A 17,242-nucleotide genomic window follows, 5' to 3' on the forward strand; every position below is an offset into this window, starting at 1 on the left:
ACTTTCCACTTCAGCACGGGAGTAGCAGTCATCACTAATAACTGCTTGCAACACGTTAGAAAAGTGCCAATTCTAGTGTTAAAGAGATTTAGGTGTTATTTCTCGACCATTACCCCAAATATCTCGAACAAATATTCTAGTAAAATTCTCGTCTAATCCGGGAAACTGAAAATCGATTAAGTATTCTGGAGTACCATATTTAAAATCTGCTGGATTAATAGTAACTAAACCATAAGGAGATGAATTATCTACTTGCGTTAAATCAATCCCTTCTTTTGTACTAAAGTTTATTTTTCTATTTTCACCCGAAGATTGAATTTCAATTTCATTAAAGTCTAGTTCCTGTTTAGAGCTATAAAATTTAACAGTTAGAGGAGATTTGCTTACACAAACTGTATAGTTATTAGTGTCGTGATAAACATCATCAACCTCATCTAAAAAATATAAAGGATTAACACTAGGGTCGATTCGTTGTGCTGGCATTATATTAATATCGCCAAGACGTATTTCAAAATGTACATGAGAGTAACTAGCACCAGTCCTACCCAGTTCGCCAATTGGGCTACCTAATACTACTAACTGCCCTTGTTGCAAAGTTTGATTATTACCAATATCAAAATTATCTAAATGTAAGTAGACAGAATAGTATTTTGTATAAGGCTTACCGTTAAAATTAAACGTTAGGGGATGTTCCACTACAACTACCTTTCCTCCATTGGGAAATCCACACCCTAAATCACCTTTTTCGCAATCTTCCTGAACTTTATAAACAGTACCAGAAGCAATGGAGTAAACTGTATCTCCTTTGGTTCCTTTCAAATCTAAACCTCTGTGGTAATCATAGCCACCTGTACTAGTGTTTTTAGCTAAATCTCTTGAGCCAAAAGGATCTGAAATTTGAATGGTATCAACTGGCCATCTAGTATTGCCATAATCCACTTTTGTACCAGTTACAGAACTAATATTGTACTGACTCATATCACAAGTGAGGGCAAATGCAGGACTGCAAATCAGTAGCCACAAACCAAAAACCAGCATAGCCAAACAGATTCTCAAATTATACATACTTCAACTCCAAAGCTAGTAATTGTCTACTGGATTATAGTAAAGTATGATAATATACTGCACAAATAATCAATCCGTTTCCAAGCGATCGCAGCTTGCCTTGGAGAACAACTCAAACCATAAGCGCGACGAGCATCATAATTACCCTTAATTCCCTTGGCTACTCCAATGGGAACCCCAAAAGCCACCTCACGAATGCCGGGTTCAAAGCTTCGGTCTTCATGAGAGAGCCGTACTTGCGTAATCTGATTTCCAATCTGGTCTGTCCAGGCGGTTGGCTGTTGACGGTGGAATAAGCCATCGGCGTAGGCAATGATAAAGACTCTTTCTCTTTCATGTGGCAAGCTGAGGCAGTACGCGGGTATAGTTTCCCATTCGCATACGTACCGGATTTGGGAAAGGTTTTCGAGGACTGTTGCCATTCCTCTAGAGAGTAGCCCTGTTGGGTTTTCGATGAGAGCGATTGCTGGTCTACACTGGTTGGTGATGCGGAACATTTCGCGCCACAGTCCTGACCTGGGGTCGTTGAGTCCTTTTTTATCTCCAGCGTTACTGGTGCCACTACAGGGGAATCCCCCGCACAAAATGTCGAATTGTCCTTGGTGGCAATCGTAGTTGGTAATATCTGCGTGGATTGGAATTCCTGGTTGTTCATAGCGCAATTGTGATTGAGAATAAGGGGAGATTTCGACAAATTGCTGGACTCGGAATTTGTGAGATAGACCTGCGGCTGATATCCCGTGGTGGCAAAGTCCGCCGATGCCGGAGAAAAGTGAGAGGACTGATTTCATAAGGCAATCGCACTCCTCACCAGTTCATCTGGCACTTCAAAAATCCCTAACTGCCCAATGTAAGGAATCGGTGTAATTTCGCGCGGATTCTCCAACTTCCAGTGGTATTGCTCAGGCATCCCCCAGCCAGACGCAACTTGTGAAAACTGGCAATCAACTATTGTGACAATACCGATGACTTGGCCGCGACGTAAAGAGATTAACTCTGGGATTACTACCCCCATCCCTTGGCAAAATTCTCTGGCTAGCTGATACTCTTTCTTGGTACAAGTCTTGGCTGCATGAATCAGAATGTCGCCGCGATAATTGATAGGCCAGCCACGGTTTTCAATATCCTTAAGAGCATAAATAATTGCCCATGCCCAAGGCTGACGAACAGATAGCGCTTTCATGGGTTTTAATAGTTGGATTTAGCCAAATTTTTAAACTGTCCAAATCGTTCATCAAACAAGAGATTAACAGTCGTCTCACTACTAAACCGACTTTTCAAAACTGAAACTTCAAAAATGCCTTTTTGGGTGGTCTGTTTATCGTAGTAATCTTCTCGATACAAACCCAACATCACAGCAGCTTCTTGTTCAAATCCTCCCGATTCCCGAAAATCAGCTTTGGTTGGATGCTTTTCGGAACGTGAATCAACTTCTCTTTTTAACTGCGCCAAACCCAAGACAGCACAATTGAATTGTTTAGCGATCGCTCTGAGTTGTTTCAAGATTGAGTCGATTTCTTGCACGCGGTTTTCGCCACGTTCACGACGCATTGGTTCAATCAACTGCACATAGTCCACGATTACCAAACTGACTGAACCGCAACGAGCTTGTATATCTTGCAAATCACCCTTGATTTGTGATGTGGTGATTACGGGGTTGTCATTCAACCAAAATGGTAACGCCATCGCGTCTGCACAAGCTTGAGCCAAAGGATTCCAGTGAGATTCCCGGAGTACATTGCGTTTAAAAAGCAAGTCAGCAGGAACATGAGGCGCTGCCAGCCTTGAAAGGGTCTTTTTGATCATTTGTGAGGCAGACATTTCTAAAGCGAAATAAGCGGTTGTTAAGCCGCTAGCAGCAGCCCGAATTCCAATATCCAATGCCCAGGTGGACTTGCCGATGCCGCCACGACCTCCAACAACGGTCAAAGAACCGAAGGGCATCCCGCCAATTACCGAATCCAAATCATAGAATCCGGTGGGGACATTTACCTCAATCGCATCTTCACCGTTATTGGCCAATTCAATCTCGGCATAAACGTCAGGGATAATGTCAGCCATTAGCTTCATTTGACAAGGCATAGTTAATTGGCGCAACTCTAAAAGTTTTTGTTGTCCCATTTCAATGACTGAAGTGGCAGTAGTTTCAGTCAAAGGAGCATCCATCGCGTAGCGTGCCATTTGTAAAGCCGTTTGGATCACCGCCCTCAATTGCGCTTTTTCTCGAATCAATTCTGCTAAGGCATCGATGTTAACTGCTGACACGCAAGAGTTAAGCAAGGATACAAGTTTGTTTCTCCCGCCAACATTATGCAATAAGCCATGAGATTCCAGCCAACTGGTGACAAACAATAAATCCGTTGGTTGCTGAGACTGGTGCAATCGCACTGCGGCTCGGTAGATGTCCTTATGCGAACCAACGTAAAAATCTTCTGGTTGCAAAATCTTAATTACACGAGCTAGAGCTTCGGGGTCAAACAAAATGCCACCGAGTACTACTTCTTCAGCTTCAATCGCCTGGGGCGGTAAGCGGTTAGGCATTGAAACTACGTTATCTGGGGCAAAATCTGGTGAAAACATCACTTTTTCTCCTGCTATGCTACTTTTGTAAATCTCCGCGCTTGTCTAATTTCGGGTAGTACTGCCCTCAACTCATTAGGGGCAGCATGAGCCGTTTGTATAGCTTTCTGTTGGGCAAGGCGTTGAGTTTCGGCACTCTGAGCTTGGCTTAAGCGCTGCATCAGGTTCGTCCACCCACCCTTGGTTTTCTCCCAGGTGTTCATGACTGCGATCGCATGATCTATTTCCTGTCGTGCGGAGCGTTTCGATTTAGTGGCTAATTCTTGTGCTAGGAAATCCACGACTACCGGGTTGAAGTTCTGGTACAAGTTATTTAGCTTTCGCTCTCCATTGCGCCAAGGTAAAACCCAGCAATTCCACTTGATTGTTTCTCTGACAAGTAGTGGTAGAGAGTCATCACTCATAGCAGTTGGGTCTGTTAGCCAGGCATCAATCAGTTCTTTCACGTTCTTTGCTGTCTTGTAGGGACAGGTTAGTTGTGGCTTATTCGCTTGTTCGGATTTATCGAACGACCCCACCGCAATAGTTGATCCTCTTGAGGGGTTATCGGTTTGTTGCGAAGACTCGCAATTTTTTAACAACAAAGTGGGTTGTTGTGGGATTGGTTCTTCTGGGGTTGATTCTTCTAAACTTGGTTTTTCTGGAGTTGGTTCTTCAAGATTTAGCTGTTCAGTTTCACACACACACGATTCTTGGGTTTGGGGAGCAAATTGAGTATGTTTTTCTTCTTTTTGGTTTTCTCTATATTGTTCTTCTAATAGAGGGGTTGATTCACCACCTCTGGTTTGACCACCTCCGGTTTTGCCCCCCCTGGTTGCGCCACCTCCTAAAAACAAGTCACTGGTCAATTCAACAGGTTGCAAGGATTCTCGAAAAGCGATCGCTGAATTGGTATCCTTGAAGATGTGATACTCAAAATCAAATAACCCCGCTTCAGTGCGAATTTTTCTTCTGACTAAATAATTTTGGATTTCCGCAGTTTTGAGAATCTTGCGTAATTTGTCTCGACCATAACCCAATGAGTTTTTAATGCTGTTGAAATTCACCTCCCAGCCTTCAGTGTGTGATGTCATCCAGCAAATTAATCTGAATGTGCCATCATCTATTTCGGAGTTACGGATTAAAGCATTAGATACTGGTGTATAATGCGTACTGAGAGATTTACCTGCTATAACTTTGCTCATAAACACCTCCGGCAACTTTGTAGCAACTCATGATGTAAACTCATATTTCTAATCTGCACCTTGCTAAAATCTACAGTTTATTTTTCCCTCGCACTGTTTCTGACAGGCGGGGGTTTTGCTTTTACTCATGTATAGAAAAAGGAAATTCTCTAACCTGTAATTCTTGTGGAAACTCCTCAAGGTCTCCCCCTTTTTTGTCACTGGTTTTGAATCGCTGTCCCCCAAATATTGCATTCGCCCCCAACTGCTTCACAAACACAGGTGTTTTAGCTGCGTGACATTGTTGGACAATTGAATTAATCCATTCAATGTGGCATGGTCTGGAATTTGGGCCAGATTCACCACCAACAATTACTAACTGAACGTCATTCAAGTATTGAGTGATATCGCCCAAATCTTCTAGTAATGGTTCAACTGACCAGAACCGAATTAAAGCCGGAATTTTAGTAAGAAATTGACTACGTTCTTCTAAAGTGCGGCGATTCTCAATCGAAGTTCCTGGCCAAATATTTGCAGGTAACTTGTCTAGTCCATGACAAGAAAGCCATTCATCCATAGATGACAGCATAATTTCTGGGCGTTTGGTGAGAATCTGAAATATTTGATTGGGAGCAACGAACATTCCGTCCAGTATTTCATGTTGCCAAAAACGCGGAACCCATTCACCAAAAACATCAGTCATTGAAGAAACGAAATGCTTTTTGGGTTTTCTTTGGAATCCCCATTTCCGAATAGCTTCTGTATCTAACACTAGCTCTGGTGGTTGCCCAGAGTATAGTTGCTTGTTTCCGCCAAAGAAAGAATTTTGATTCAGCTTTTCGCTATAGCAATTTTTACATCCCTCTGAGATTTTTTGACACCACCAACCGCCTCCCTTGGCACGGATGATATTATCTGTTAAGTCTGTCCATTCTATGTTTGTTGGCATAAATACCTCTGAAATTTGAAATTAGACAATACATTTGAAAATGGCTAAGAAAACACCTCTTACTGAATACGATTCTCCTTGGAAGCAGATACTACAGTTGTATTTTCAAGATTTCATGTTGTTCTTTTTTCCCCAAGCGCATAGTGAAATTGATTGGAGTAGAGGTTTTGAGTTTCTTGATCAGGAGCTACAGCAAGTAGTCCGTGATGCGGAATTAGGAAAGCGACTGATTGATAAATTGGTGAAAATTTACCGTATTGGGGGTGAAGAATCTTGGCTATTGATCCATGTCGAAGTCCAAAGCCAGGAAGAAAGCGATTTCCCGAAACGTATGTTTGTATACAACTATCGGATTTTTGACCGTTATAATCGCTCTGTTGCATCATGTGCGGTACTGGGAGATGACAACATCGACTGGCGACCAAATCAATTTGGTTATGAATTGTTTGGCTGTACAGTTGATTTTCAGTTTCCTGTGATCAAGCTGCTAGACTATAAACATTGGTTGCCGGAGCTTGAAGAGAGCCATAATCCGTTTGCTACGGTGGTCATGGCTCATTTGGCAGCAATGCAAACCCGTGGTGACAGGTTACAACGTAAGCAGCAGAAATTAGCTTTAGCGCGTAGGTTATACGAGCAGGGGTTTGAGCGCGAAGCTATTCTGAATTTGTTAGGTTTTATTGATTGGATGTTGACATTACCATTAGATTTAGAACGAGAATTTAAAAGGGAAGTAGAACAACTAGAGGCACAACAATCTATGCAGTACATGACATCATTTGAGCGAATTGCCAGAATGGAATCTTTATTAGAAGGGATTGCAGTTGGTTTAAAACTAAAATTTGGTACTGAGGGTTTAAGCCTATTACCAGAAATTTCCAGAATTGAAGATGTCGAGCAATTAAGAGCAGTTCTTACGGGACTAGAGACGGCCAGTAACTTAGAACAATTGCGCTCCTTGTATCAGCCAACAACCGACACTCCCAGAGAAAATTAGTATTTAAGAGCTTGGTATTGGATTTTCCAGATGAGCGTAGACTTTTAGTGCCTAAATTATTCCTTAGTTAAGCAGTTAAGGAAATATCTTGCTGATTCTGCTCAACAGGCTGATCAAACAGATCCGCCTGATCCCCCCAACAGTCCCAGCCGTCCCTAGACTCGCGTGCGAACATCTCCAGCTTTGTTATGTCTGGACACAGTTTGTCTACAAGTTGATAGAAATTTTCGGGCTTACGGGAATGCTCACGGCGGGGTGAGTGCAGGATGGTGGACTCGTTTGTGAGTGTTCGTCCAGAGAAAGCTTTGACATTCCCACGAACAGCCAAAGCGCAATGTTCGGTCGAGTTTCGCAGCCAATGACCAACACCTAGATGTGTTTTAGTGCCGTCTTTGGTGACTTTTTCCCAAGTCAAAATAGTCTTGAGTTCAAATCCCCATGTTTGCAAGCATTGAGCCGCTTCTACCATGTGATTATTTGTGTACCAAAGCCAAAGGACTGACCCTGTAGGATGGCTTAAGTTTGGAACAGGCAATAACAGTATTTCTCCTATGTGCATCGGTTTATAGTTAATGCGGTTTCGGTGAGTTTTATCCTGATTTCTCAGCCGATAGAACCAGGGAGGGTCAATCACGATGCACTGGTATTGACCTTCTAATGCTGTTAGTCTCATGTTTAACTCCTGTTATTTTCAAACTTGTTCTGGAAATTCAATGTGGCTTAAAGTCTGAAGTTCAACAGCTAATCCACTTAAGAAATTTTGGAGTTCGACTGTTGCCAATTCTTTGGATATCTCTTTTTCTGACGTATAAATAAGTTGCTTGTGATGCCCAAAGTAAACTTCTGTACGAGTTAAGTTTTGCTCTGTATCAGTTAACAGAGTCAAAGTAAATCTTCCAAGTTTGCAAAAGTAATACTGACGGGTTGCACAAGAAGTATCTCCTTGATGCCAAGTAATATTAGTTTTTGAACCAATGTGAGCGCTAATAGATTCAAAATCTACTTGGTAAATATTCAAATCTGCTTGCATTTCTCCACTGTTGTAGTAGCCAACAATGTGTTGCCTGATTCCATCAACTGATAGGCTATCGGGGATATTAATATGGGCAACAGATGCAACTTTTTCAACTACTGTGACTACGACTTCCATATCTCCTGCCTCAAACCCCAAATTCAAAAACTTTAATTCCATCAACATCAACGGGATTAAGGTTAATTAATCCGCCGCCAGCGTAATTACAAGGAATCTTGCGCTTATCCTTATCATCGAAAGCATCTTTACAAACTGGCATCCATCGTCCTACACAAGAAAATCCTGCGGCAGAAGATGGAGCGCCAGCTTTTTTGTAATCTTGGACAGAAGCAATGTGACCGCAACATGGACACTTAAACTTCCATTGCATCTTGTCTTGTCCAAATAGTGTTTCTCCAAGAGTTAGCCACTGTTCTTTATTCATATTTAATCCTCCTCATTTTCTAATTCTTCGTCTTCATGGAAACTTACCCCAAATAATTCATGAATAAAATCTCCTACTTTTTTCCAATCAACTTGGGCTTCAGCTACTTCCGGCATAGGATATTTTTTAGTGATTCTTTTAAAACTAGAAAAATCTTCCCAAGTCCACTCGCCTAACTTATCTGATTCAGTCTCAGTTAGGTAATTTAGGCTAATAATATAATCTTGTACTCTTTCTTTGATTTGTTCTCTGTCGCCAAATTTCCAAAACTCACCAAACCAAGTAATTACTTTTTTTGTGCTGTCTGTTTCTGAAGAGTCTTCCTCCACCTCCTCATCTGAACATTCATCTTCGATGGATTCAAATTCTTGAATAGCAAACAAAGCCATAGCCACACACGCTCTTTCTGCTGGATGTGTAGCTGATTGCATTCGATATGATTCGGGGACTACATAGCCTTGGATCGCGTAGAATTTCTTAGCTAGTTTTTCAATCAATACATCTTTCTGGAAGTAGCCGAGTTCCATATCTTTTCCCCTCAAGGTAAAATTTACCTTTGTTGTAAAAGTCTTAATTCTTGATTACTGGCCGATCGCTGTGCTTGACCAATGACCGATGACCAATATCTAATGACCGATGACCGATGACCATCAAGCAGTAACTACAGCTTTCTTACTAGCGAAAGCCCCCGCCTGCCTTAGCGCTGCACCAGGACTGGAATGAGCGAAGAACTCTTCTATAGCTTTGGTTAAGCCTGCCGCAACAGCCGGTTCGTGGCAAGCGTAGACATAAATGGGCTGCTGCACACCGTTAACCAATCGTGTTTCTTGGCGATCGCCTAAGTGTGGGTAAAATGTTCTCACCCATGTCCCAAGATGTCCCCGGTAGTGAGGGCCACTGATAGGGACTTTCTTTCCAAGTTCGCTCTCTGCAAAGTTGACCACGCCGAGCCAGCGTTCTTCCGAAGGGGTTAACAATTTTCTGTTGTGTTCTACCAGAAGATTCCCGGCATAGTCTTTAAATTGCTGTTCCATGTACGGGTTGAGTCTGCCACCAGTTAACTCAGCTAAAGTTTTCATGGCCAGGACAAGAGTATGCAATCGCTGTTCGACTGGGGGAAGGGCAAGCGTGGGAGGTTGGGATGGGTGAAGTGAATAACTACCTGTTTTACGAATAGTTGGAAGGACTTCGTGAAATACCCAGCGCTGGAAACGTTTTGCAACTGGTTTACGGGACTTAAAGATGAGGCGGTACAGCCCAGGTTCGGTAACAGTAAGCATTTCTTGCTCTCCACCAGGGGTACGAACATTCTTCGTACCCTTTTCATCTGGCTCCAGAGTCTCTAATGCTTTACTTGTATCGCTCAATTGCAAACAAGTGCATACATCAGCAGCGACCCATTCTGGTTTCTCTGCTATGCCAACAAAACGAACTTCTTTCTCTTCAAACGAAAAAACTGATAGGTTAGACATGGCTATTCCTCTGCTATGGCTGTGGCTTAGTCAAGCGATCGCACTCTTGGCGGGGGGTGATCGCTTTTAAGTTTTATGGATGAGTTAGGCTTGATCGTCCTTGAAGATTTCATCGAAGCTGACTTCTCTGCCAGCTAAATCCGATGCTAAATCTTTGAGTTTAAATAGTGTGTCGATTTGACACCTATCGAGTAAACCTTTTTTTGCAGATGATAAGGTTCTTCTGTTAAGTCCCGTTTTCTCATGTGCAGTCTCAATGGACAAATCACTCTCCTCAGTCCAAAACTTTGACAAATCAATGTATTTAACCATTCTTTGTATCGGAATACGCCTAGACTTCTCAAGCATATTCCGATCGGCAGCATATTGATGTACCAACATATTGCTGTATTTTTCTATATTCACAATCTTACCTTCAATATATCAGTATGTCAACATATCAGTATGTTGACATACTGATATATTAGCGATATTGTAATAAACATAGGGCAAAGGAAGGCGAACCGCCTGCACCCAAACGCAAAAAGGGTTCGCAAGTCTAACCAGTCACAGATTTGATCAACACAAAACATAGATTTGAGAAACAAGAACCTCCCGTCGTATAGCACAAGGTACGCCAGGTAAAGTCGGCTGGGGGAGATACTCAAAATCACTCAATAAATTCACTCATGCTGCAATTAGAGCAACCGCTCAATACCTTCTCTAGAGCCTTGTGCTGTGAATTCTTGCTAGAAAATAACTGAAATTCAGAAATATGAGGCTACGCCGAATCTTTTTGAGAGCGTTGCGGTAAACCACAACGTTGTTCACACAAAACAAAAGGCGATCGCTCACCGTGGAAAGTCTGCGATCGCCCTTTTACCCATTTAAGAGGTATTTCTAATGATGACACAACTTTCAGCCCCTACGCTAACAAAAGATCCGTTAACCACACAGGATCGCGAAATCATTGCAACCATCGTCAATCAGTCGGACTACTCAAAAGAGTGCAAGCCCGAAGATGTAGTGACTATCTGGATCAACAGTGATGATATCGTGTGGGTAAAAATGATCCACGGCTATGCTCGTTACCACAAACAATCTTTCAAACGCGCTGTTGCAGAGGTAAAAGCGAGTCTTTCTGCTCCAGTAAAGTGCAATCACAAAGAAGATGAGGAATTGAAACAAGCTTCTGAGAAAATAGGCTTGTTAGGTGATTGTGATTGGCTATCGTTAAGCGTCCAATACCATTCTGATAAAGTAATCGGTCATGCTGGTTGTTATATTTCCCACAAGGCTCGAATATTAACCCCACCGGCTGAATGGGATTTTACACTGCCGAAGTGGAATATGCCTGCTGCCATCTGTCCAGACTGCGAAGGACATGGGTGCGGTAACTGTGGGTATCGCGGGACTCGTGCAGAAGACTTGTGCGAACCAGTGGACGACTATCGACTGACCTATGTAGGACGCACTGACCTTCAGACGGCTCACAACGTATATCTAGATGGTGAATTCTTGGGAATTATCTTCAAGGTCAGAAACGCTGATGAAGTCTGGGAAAACGACCTTAAAACTTACTATTGGCGCTGTGGGGATGGAGTAAGGTATTGGAGCGTCAGGGAGGCTGTAAAGGCGCTGTCTAGAGTGACGACTCCGGTTGAACTGCCTCTCTTGAGTCGGAAGTTGGTAGCGGCGTAAAAAAATCAGTAGGCGTGACTGAAACCTCATCAGTCGCGCCTGTTAGTTTGAGAAATCAACGGCTTCGCCAATGAGAGAGTGAAATGTATTGGATAAACTTATGACCTCTCAAGAAAATGCTGAACTACTTGCTGCTTTGATGCGCCAAGAGGAACTACTCAAGCAATTAGTTGCAGCAATCAATAAGCCGAAATTGGGACTTCACAGTGAAGCTGGCAGTAGCAAAATCTACTGCAATCGTCACAATGGTTATCTGTGGTACACCCTAAACAACAGTGAAGCAAGTGCGATTACCCAAATAGCCTTAACTGGATATCTGCGAGAACTGAAATTCGAGAAGTGTGAGCGCAGAGGAAAGGAAGTTTACAAGTTGCTGATTACAATTCAAGCAGACAGACTCTATATATTAGAAAGTGGGCATGAGACTCACTTTGCTAAATGTGTATTAGCCGCGATCGCAACTCTTACTCCACAACAGCTTTACTCTCCGCTCACGCTACAGCCTACTCCAGGAACAACCGATGAAAGCGTCTTATTCTGCCGGGTGTGGGTAGGTAGCGAATTAGTCATGGCATCTTACAACGAGCAAACAGAGTGGGGACAAATCTGGCAACAGGCAGTAGAAGTCACAAAAGCTGCCAATGAAATGGCATTTTAACGAAGTCGGAAATAGGGCTTGGGCATGTAATTAGAAGTTACTCAAGCCTTGTCTACAGCCAACGTGTGCTGTTTACCTATTCACAACTAATCACAGATGACTATAACAATCGTTCACCCCAGTATCGAAAACTTACAGCAGTTTTCTGACTCGTTCGACATTGAGAAACTATTGCAATCCGAGGGAGTCTTGCCGTGGCTTTTGGCTAACGGTTGGAATTACAACGATGAAGTGAGTTTGATTGCAAACATTGTTGATGAGTCCAATAGTGTTGATGAAGTTTGGGACTCAGAGGAGTTTGACTTTAAGGCACTACCAGATGAATCAAAGTCAAAATTAAACCAGATTTTCGAGCATTTCTATCTTTGAAAGAATCGGAAAATTACATTATGCGTGAAAAACTCTACAGTCAAACTAATTAAATTTGACTGTAGAGAAAAATCGATTCCAAAAAAGATTATCGCACACTCTATTTCAATGGTAATCAGATGGAAGCAAATTTGATCAAAGTGTATGACGCGACACTGTTAAGCTCCTCAAAAGTTTATCAAATTAACGGTACACATTGTCGATACTTAGGCGATGCAGGTACTATCCAACATCCACAGTATCTATTTGTACCTCTGCCAAATCAAAGAAAAAAAGCCAGCTTTCGACTAAATCGAAACAAACTTATGACTCGCTGTTATGAAGTCGAAGGTATGGTTTATCAAAAGCCTGTGGTACAGGATAATTCACAGCAACTTCAACTATTTTAGCGATGTCAACACACAAACCACCAGTCATTAAAAGACATATTCGGCTAAAAGATAGCTCTACAAAAGTAATTTATAGAGCTACTACAGACATTCACAAGTTGAAAAATAGCCACAAAGAAAGCTTCGCTTAATCGAGAGTGAAAAATAATGATTGAGGTCAATAATGATGGTACAAGCAATTGACAACCCTATTGCTGCAAATTTCCTGACTGATGCAGTAGTCGAGCGCCACAATTTCTCACAGTTAAATAAAACCCGCATTAGATTTCGCATTCAGCTAAAGAAAAGTACAAAGTCTGCTGCTCCTAAATGGGCAGATGTCTTAAAAGCTGAAGTCTCTGAAATTGAATCAGACCTCGTGAAAGTTACAAATTCTGAAGTCGGTTTGCGAGGTATCAAGGTATTTAAAAAGCTTGATGAAGCTGCTGCCCAATTGCGTCAAGAGATTGCTTCGGTTCAAGAATGGATGTCTGCTGATACTGGTGATTGGGTTTGTCCTATTGATTTGGCTCCACTTGTTTGGAATCAATTAATCAACATCAGAGATAATATCGCCCCTGGACTGCGTAATCAACTTTTAGCTGATTACGAAGCGGGACTTCTTGATTATCAAGAGCGGATTGATCAGTTCCTCTCACTTAACACTTGGGAATTAGCACAGGATAAGCAAGAGTCAGTCAAAGCCAACTTGTTAAGAGCATTCCCGACTCTGACCGACCTTGAAGACTATTTGCAAGTCATTATTGGTCGCCCGGTGATTATCCCGGCATTGTCCGAACAACTGAACCAGCAGCAAGCCGAATGTCTAGACCAGATTACCAAGTTCATTCAGCAGTATGACCAAAATCTGGAGCAAAGGCTACGGGAATCTGCTCTAGCTGGCGGTGAACAACTCGCCGCACAGTTGCTTGAAGAGTTGGCTGATTGGGAACCAGGGAGGAAACCCATACAGTTTAAAAGGAAAATGGAGCGTCATCTGATGAAGGTTCAAGTGCTACTAGCAAACGCTTCACCGGAGGCTGGCAGTAGCTTGGAGGCGATGATGGCGCACTTGGACTCTATCGTTAACGATCCAGCGATTGAGTCTAAAAATCTTGGTTCTGATACGCGCAGTCAATTGCAGCAAAAAATGCAAGAGATCCGCACCAAGTTGTTAGATGAACAGCGCAATCTGCAATCACTTGCGGCTGACGACGTGGGCTTATCGAAAGCTACCGTGATGTCGTTTAAGTTCCGGTAAAAAACAGTCTTGGGCGAAGGTGCATCGCTCAAGACTAAGTACCTTAAACGAAAAATGCAGCATATACATCTCAAAAAGAGTACCGCACTTCTTTCTACTATAGGAACAAAATTCTTATGTCACACTTCTCAACCGTTAAAACCAAGCTTGTTAACCGTGAATGTCTGGTACAAGCTTTACAAGATTTGAAACTGAATCCGCAAGTTCACGAAACAGCACAGCCACTAAAAGGATACTACGGTAGCTCCCAAGGTCAAAGCGCAGAAATCATTGTGTCTGGTCGCACAATTCAAGCCCGTGCAGATATAGGTTTCAAATGGAATCAGTCAAGCGGCGTGTACGAGGTAATACACGATAGTTATGAAACAGTTCCTAAGTTGGGACAAGACTTTTTCAGTAATAAACTAATGCTGGCTTATGGTAAGCATTTGGTTCGTGTCAAAGCTGCCGAGTTACAAGAAAAATTTGGTGAATGTGCGATCGCTGAATCAACTAACGGAAGTGTGCAAACTCTACGGCTGACTTTTGCTGGACATCAAGAAGTTCAACAATTTGCACGGAGATAAATATGGAACGTTCAATACTGATTCATTTCGACAGCGCTACAGGTGAAGTTCGCGTGGAAGCGGAGGGGTTCAAAGATTTGAGTTGTTTATCGGCTACACAACCGTTTGAGGAGGCACTTGGGGTTGTAGGCGATCGCGTTTTCAAAGAAGAATCAGCACCACAGCTTCGCACTACGAATAGTAGTCAAATACGCCTGCGTCAGTAATCAGTCATCAGTTACCAGTTTTAACTCGGCTGGTAACTGCTGATCATAAAGGCTTCGCCATTTCACAAATGAAGTAGTTGAAATAATTGACATGAAACTCTCAAATCTGCTCTCCACGCTCGATTCACAAATCCCGATCGCCGCAGTTGATGTCCTGTCCCCCGATGAAGCAACTATCATTCAGTGGTTGACAACCGAAGCTAAAGAAAAACTCAACAGTCCAGTTTTCTTTTGGAACCTGGGAGTATCCAGCCTGGAGCAATGCCTGATTGCACCGGATGGTGGGCTGGTGTTTAAGTCGGTGCCGGAGTACAAAAGACCTGCTCATACAGATCCGTTGCTGTTCGTATTCGACTATATAAATAACTTTGATGGCGTTGGCGTGTTTATTCTGGGGGACATACACCCATTTCTTGGCAAGAATTCCCCACAGATGAGTTGGGAAATCTTGACCAGAGTGAAAAACCTTTACCACCGACTCAAACCTACAGAAAAACGGATCGTGCTGCTGGGTCAAAACATCGAACTACACGATTCTTTGGTAAGGCTCATCCCCTACTGTGAAGTGCCACTACCGAACATTGGCCAAATTCAAGACCATTTCGAGTCATATCTGGTTTTTCTTGAAGAATCTGCTACTGAGCAGGATGTCACATTTCGAGTGTCCCTGAGTTATGAAGAAAAAGAAACCTTTGCACGGGCAGCCCTGGGACTGACGTTAGAGGAAGTCAGCGATTTCTTGCGACTGACCGTTAAAGAGCGTTTGAGCCGGAATGGTATTTTGATTGATGCTACAGTTACGCCTCTAATAGTCGAGTACAAAACTCGGCTCTTGGCTCAAATGGGAATTGAATTGGGAAAACCTGCAACTATCCCCTTTGGCGGACTCGATTTACTGCGCGAATGGCTGATGAGGCGGCGGCGACTGTTCACTATTGAAGCGCGATCGCTGCATCTGCCGCAACCCAAAGGCGTATTGTTGGCGGGGCCTCCCGGAGTTGGTAAAAGTTTACTTGCTAAAAACATCGCAACTATACTGAATTTACCACTCCTACAACTAGACATTGCGTCCCTTTTAGGCTCACTCGTTGGCGAGTCCGAGGGCAATGTCCGCCGCGCACTTAAAACGGCTGAAGCTATTGCCCCATGCGTATTATGGGTTGATGAGATAGAAAAAGCACTTTCGGGGATTGGTGACACAAGTGGAGTTTCCCAGCGAATCCTGGGAAATCTGCTCACATTTATGAGTGAGTGTACGGCTGGCGTGTTTGTTGTAGCTACCTGCAACGACCCGTCAGCACTACCAAGCGAACTCAAGAGGAAGGGAAGATTTGATGAAAACTTTTTTGTTGACTTACCAACCGAACCGGAGCGATGTCAAATCCTGAAAATTCACCTGGAGCGTTTTGGCATTGTGGTCGAAGGCGAATATCTGGAAGCGATCGCTGCAAACACCGCGAAGTTTTCAGGCGCAGAATTAGAAACTCTAGCAGCAGAAGCGGCACTGCTGGCGTTTGACGAAGGGCGACCGCAGCAAGTGACGCTGGGAGATTTAGAGAATTGCAGCCATTCCATTACCCCGCTTGCCGTTACTGATGCTGCTGCTGTGGAGCGAATGCAAGCTTGGTCTAAGACTGCGAGGGCAGCAAGTAGTCCTGTCATCGGGGCGAAACAAGCGTCTTTGCGTACTGCCAAGTTTCGCAATATGAATTGATAAAGTCCGCGATTTCTCCTGTTGTGTTCAAGAGAAATCGCATTGCTCAAAAGAGACAATTGCTACGCCAAAAAGAGAGTGAATTGGCTTGGATTGACCCGGAAGATTGCAGATTGTAGAGGGCAGATTGCAGATTGAATTCGGTACAAGCCCGCAAGAAAGTGGGCGGAATAAATCTGAAATCTACAATCTCCTATCAGAGAAGCTGCATAGAAAGGTGGGTGCAGTCAATCTCCAATCTCCAAGACGCTCGCGGACTCGCTAACGCTTCGCTATCGGCAATCTTCAATTGCTTGACAATGATATTTCTAATTTCAAGGAAAAAAATGGCAAATACAGACTTGGTAACTTATTACGGTCAAACCGAAAAAATCGACCAGTTAGTTGAAAAACATGGTGCATATCTAGAACAACTGGACAGAAAAACCAAACTCTTGCTACGTACAACTTTGTCGCAATATGTTTTCATGCAGCGAATATGTAGTCCTGAAGATTATTCTTTAACAGAAGCTTTGAAAGATGGAGACTTTGAGAGATTCCTGTGTGATGGTATTCCAAAAGTGTTAATAAATCTCTGTTCGGAGCTAAATGGACTAACTGTTGACGATGCTGAAACAATTTTAGAAGCTTTGCAACATCAATTACGTTGGGGTAATGCCCGATTATTGACGATTCAATAACTAATTACAGGTGAATATCTAATTTTTAGATATTCACCTGTTCACTAATTCCAGCAT

The 17,242-nt window shown here is 42.9% G+C and carries 23 protein-coding genes; 10 read left to right on the forward strand and 13 right to left on the reverse strand.

Features of this window, described 5'->3' with window-relative positions:
• Positions 1-78: 78 nt before the first annotated feature.
• From RMY63_RS11180 to RMY63_RS11205, 6 genes are all read right to left on the reverse strand, one after another.
• Positions 79-978, reverse strand: a complete 900-nt coding sequence (locus RMY63_RS11180) for a M23 family metallopeptidase (RefSeq protein ID WP_322728768.1) — start codon at positions 976-978, stop codon at positions 79-81.
• A gap of 113 nt (positions 979-1,091) precedes the next feature.
• Positions 1,092-1,856, reverse strand: a complete 765-nt coding sequence (locus RMY63_RS11185; protein ID WP_322728769.1) for a DNA cytosine methyltransferase — start codon at positions 1,854-1,856, stop codon at positions 1,092-1,094.
• Entirely contained in the window at positions 1,853-2,248 is a 396-nt protein-coding gene (locus tag RMY63_RS11190; RefSeq protein WP_322728770.1) for an ASCH domain-containing protein, read from the reverse strand. The genes RMY63_RS11185 and RMY63_RS11190 overlap by 4 nt, the downstream gene beginning before the upstream one ends.
• A gap of 5 nt (positions 2,249-2,253) precedes the next feature.
• Positions 2,254-3,645 (reverse strand): replicative DNA helicase, encoded by a 1,392-nt coding sequence (locus RMY63_RS11195; protein WP_322728771.1) that lies wholly within the window; start codon positions 3,643-3,645, stop codon positions 2,254-2,256.
• 14 nt (positions 3,646-3,659) lie between these two features.
• Complete coding sequence (locus tag RMY63_RS11200) at positions 3,660-4,829, reverse strand: hypothetical protein (protein ID WP_322728772.1); 1,170 nt, start codon at positions 4,827-4,829, stop codon at positions 3,660-3,662.
• Between the two features lie 121 nt (positions 4,830-4,950).
• Positions 4,951-5,757, reverse strand: coding sequence for a DUF5131 family protein (locus tag RMY63_RS11205; protein WP_322728773.1), 807 nt, complete (start codon positions 5,755-5,757; stop codon positions 4,951-4,953).
• Positions 5,758-5,797: 40 nt separating this feature from the next.
• Here RMY63_RS11205 and RMY63_RS11210 point away from each other — a divergent pair, with 40 nt between their 5' ends.
• Complete coding sequence (locus RMY63_RS11210) at positions 5,798-6,754, forward strand: cytosolic protein (RefSeq protein ID WP_322728774.1); 957 nt, start codon at positions 5,798-5,800, stop codon at positions 6,752-6,754.
• Positions 6,755-6,821: 67 nt separating this feature from the next.
• On the opposite strand, the gene RMY63_RS11215 is transcribed toward RMY63_RS11210, so the two are convergent.
• The 7 genes from RMY63_RS11215 to RMY63_RS11245 all read right to left on the reverse strand — a co-directional run bounded on the left by RMY63_RS11215 (position 6,822) and on the right by RMY63_RS11245 (position 10,575).
• Entirely contained in the window at positions 6,822-7,427 is a 606-nt protein-coding gene (locus RMY63_RS11215; RefSeq protein WP_322728775.1) for an MT-A70 family methyltransferase, read from the reverse strand.
• Positions 7,428-7,445: 18 nt separating this feature from the next.
• The gene (locus RMY63_RS11220; RefSeq protein WP_322728776.1) at positions 7,446-7,904 is read right to left on the reverse strand and encodes a hypothetical protein; all 459 of its coding nucleotides are present in this window, start codon (positions 7,902-7,904) and stop codon (positions 7,446-7,448) included.
• Positions 7,905-7,914: 10 nt separating this feature from the next.
• Positions 7,915-8,211, reverse strand: a complete 297-nt coding sequence (locus tag RMY63_RS11225; RefSeq protein ID WP_190963715.1) for a VVA0879 family protein — start codon at positions 8,209-8,211, stop codon at positions 7,915-7,917.
• A gap of 2 nt (positions 8,212-8,213) precedes the next feature.
• Positions 8,214-8,738: a hypothetical protein gene (locus tag RMY63_RS11230; RefSeq protein WP_322728777.1), complete on the reverse strand. Its 525-nt coding sequence runs from the start codon at positions 8,736-8,738 to the stop codon at positions 8,214-8,216.
• A 123-nt stretch (positions 8,739-8,861) separates the two neighbouring features.
• Positions 8,862-9,683, reverse strand: coding sequence for a Bro-N domain-containing protein (locus RMY63_RS11235; protein ID WP_322728778.1), 822 nt, complete (start codon positions 9,681-9,683; stop codon positions 8,862-8,864).
• A gap of 84 nt (positions 9,684-9,767) precedes the next feature.
• Positions 9,768-10,088, reverse strand: coding sequence for a hypothetical protein (locus tag RMY63_RS11240; RefSeq protein ID WP_322728779.1), 321 nt, complete (start codon positions 10,086-10,088; stop codon positions 9,768-9,770).
• A 355-nt stretch (positions 10,089-10,443) separates the two neighbouring features.
• Positions 10,444-10,575 (reverse strand): hypothetical protein, encoded by a 132-nt coding sequence (locus tag RMY63_RS11245; protein ID WP_322728780.1) that lies wholly within the window; start codon positions 10,573-10,575, stop codon positions 10,444-10,446.
• Here RMY63_RS11245 and RMY63_RS11250 point away from each other — a divergent pair.
• The 9 genes from RMY63_RS11250 (at position 10,566) to RMY63_RS11290 (ending at position 17,185) form a co-directional block, all read left to right on the forward strand.
• The gene (locus RMY63_RS11250; RefSeq protein ID WP_322728781.1) at positions 10,566-11,363 is read left to right on the forward strand and encodes a hypothetical protein; all 798 of its coding nucleotides are present in this window, start codon (positions 10,566-10,568) and stop codon (positions 11,361-11,363) included. The genes RMY63_RS11245 and RMY63_RS11250 overlap by 10 nt on opposite strands.
• A 100-nt stretch (positions 11,364-11,463) precedes the next feature.
• Positions 11,464-12,021: a hypothetical protein gene (locus RMY63_RS11255; RefSeq protein ID WP_322728782.1), complete on the forward strand. Its 558-nt coding sequence runs from the start codon at positions 11,464-11,466 to the stop codon at positions 12,019-12,021.
• A 96-nt stretch (positions 12,022-12,117) separates the two neighbouring features.
• The gene (locus RMY63_RS11260; protein ID WP_322728783.1) at positions 12,118-12,390 is read left to right on the forward strand and encodes a hypothetical protein; all 273 of its coding nucleotides are present in this window, start codon (positions 12,118-12,120) and stop codon (positions 12,388-12,390) included.
• A gap of 119 nt (positions 12,391-12,509) precedes the next feature.
• Positions 12,510-12,779 (forward strand): hypothetical protein, encoded by a 270-nt coding sequence (locus RMY63_RS11265; protein ID WP_322728784.1) that lies wholly within the window; start codon positions 12,510-12,512, stop codon positions 12,777-12,779.
• A 166-nt stretch (positions 12,780-12,945) separates the two neighbouring features.
• Positions 12,946-14,019 carry a hypothetical protein gene (locus RMY63_RS11270; protein WP_322728864.1) on the forward strand — a complete coding sequence of 358 codons (1,074 nt, stop codon included), beginning with the start codon at positions 12,946-12,948 and terminating at the stop codon, positions 14,017-14,019.
• 116 nt (positions 14,020-14,135) lie between these two features.
• Entirely contained in the window at positions 14,136-14,585 is a 450-nt protein-coding gene (locus RMY63_RS11275; protein WP_292723304.1) for a DUF1257 domain-containing protein, read from the forward strand.
• Positions 14,586-14,587: 2 nt separating this feature from the next.
• Positions 14,588-14,791 carry a DUF2997 domain-containing protein gene (locus RMY63_RS11280; protein ID WP_322728785.1) on the forward strand — a complete coding sequence of 68 codons (204 nt, stop codon included), beginning with the start codon at positions 14,588-14,590 and terminating at the stop codon, positions 14,789-14,791.
• A 91-nt stretch (positions 14,792-14,882) separates the two neighbouring features.
• A complete protein-coding gene (locus tag RMY63_RS11285; protein ID WP_322728786.1) occupies positions 14,883-16,505 on the forward strand; it encodes an AAA family ATPase in 1,623 nt (540 codons plus the stop codon).
• Positions 16,506-16,831: 326 nt separating this feature from the next.
• Positions 16,832-17,185, forward strand: a complete 354-nt coding sequence (locus tag RMY63_RS11290; protein ID WP_322728787.1) for a hypothetical protein — start codon at positions 16,832-16,834, stop codon at positions 17,183-17,185.
• Positions 17,186-17,242: the final 57 nt, after the last annotated feature.

The organism is Nostoc sp. ChiQUE01b, assembly GCF_034531255.1.
Taxonomy (GTDB): domain Bacteria; phylum Cyanobacteriota; class Cyanobacteriia; order Cyanobacteriales; family Nostocaceae; genus Nostoc.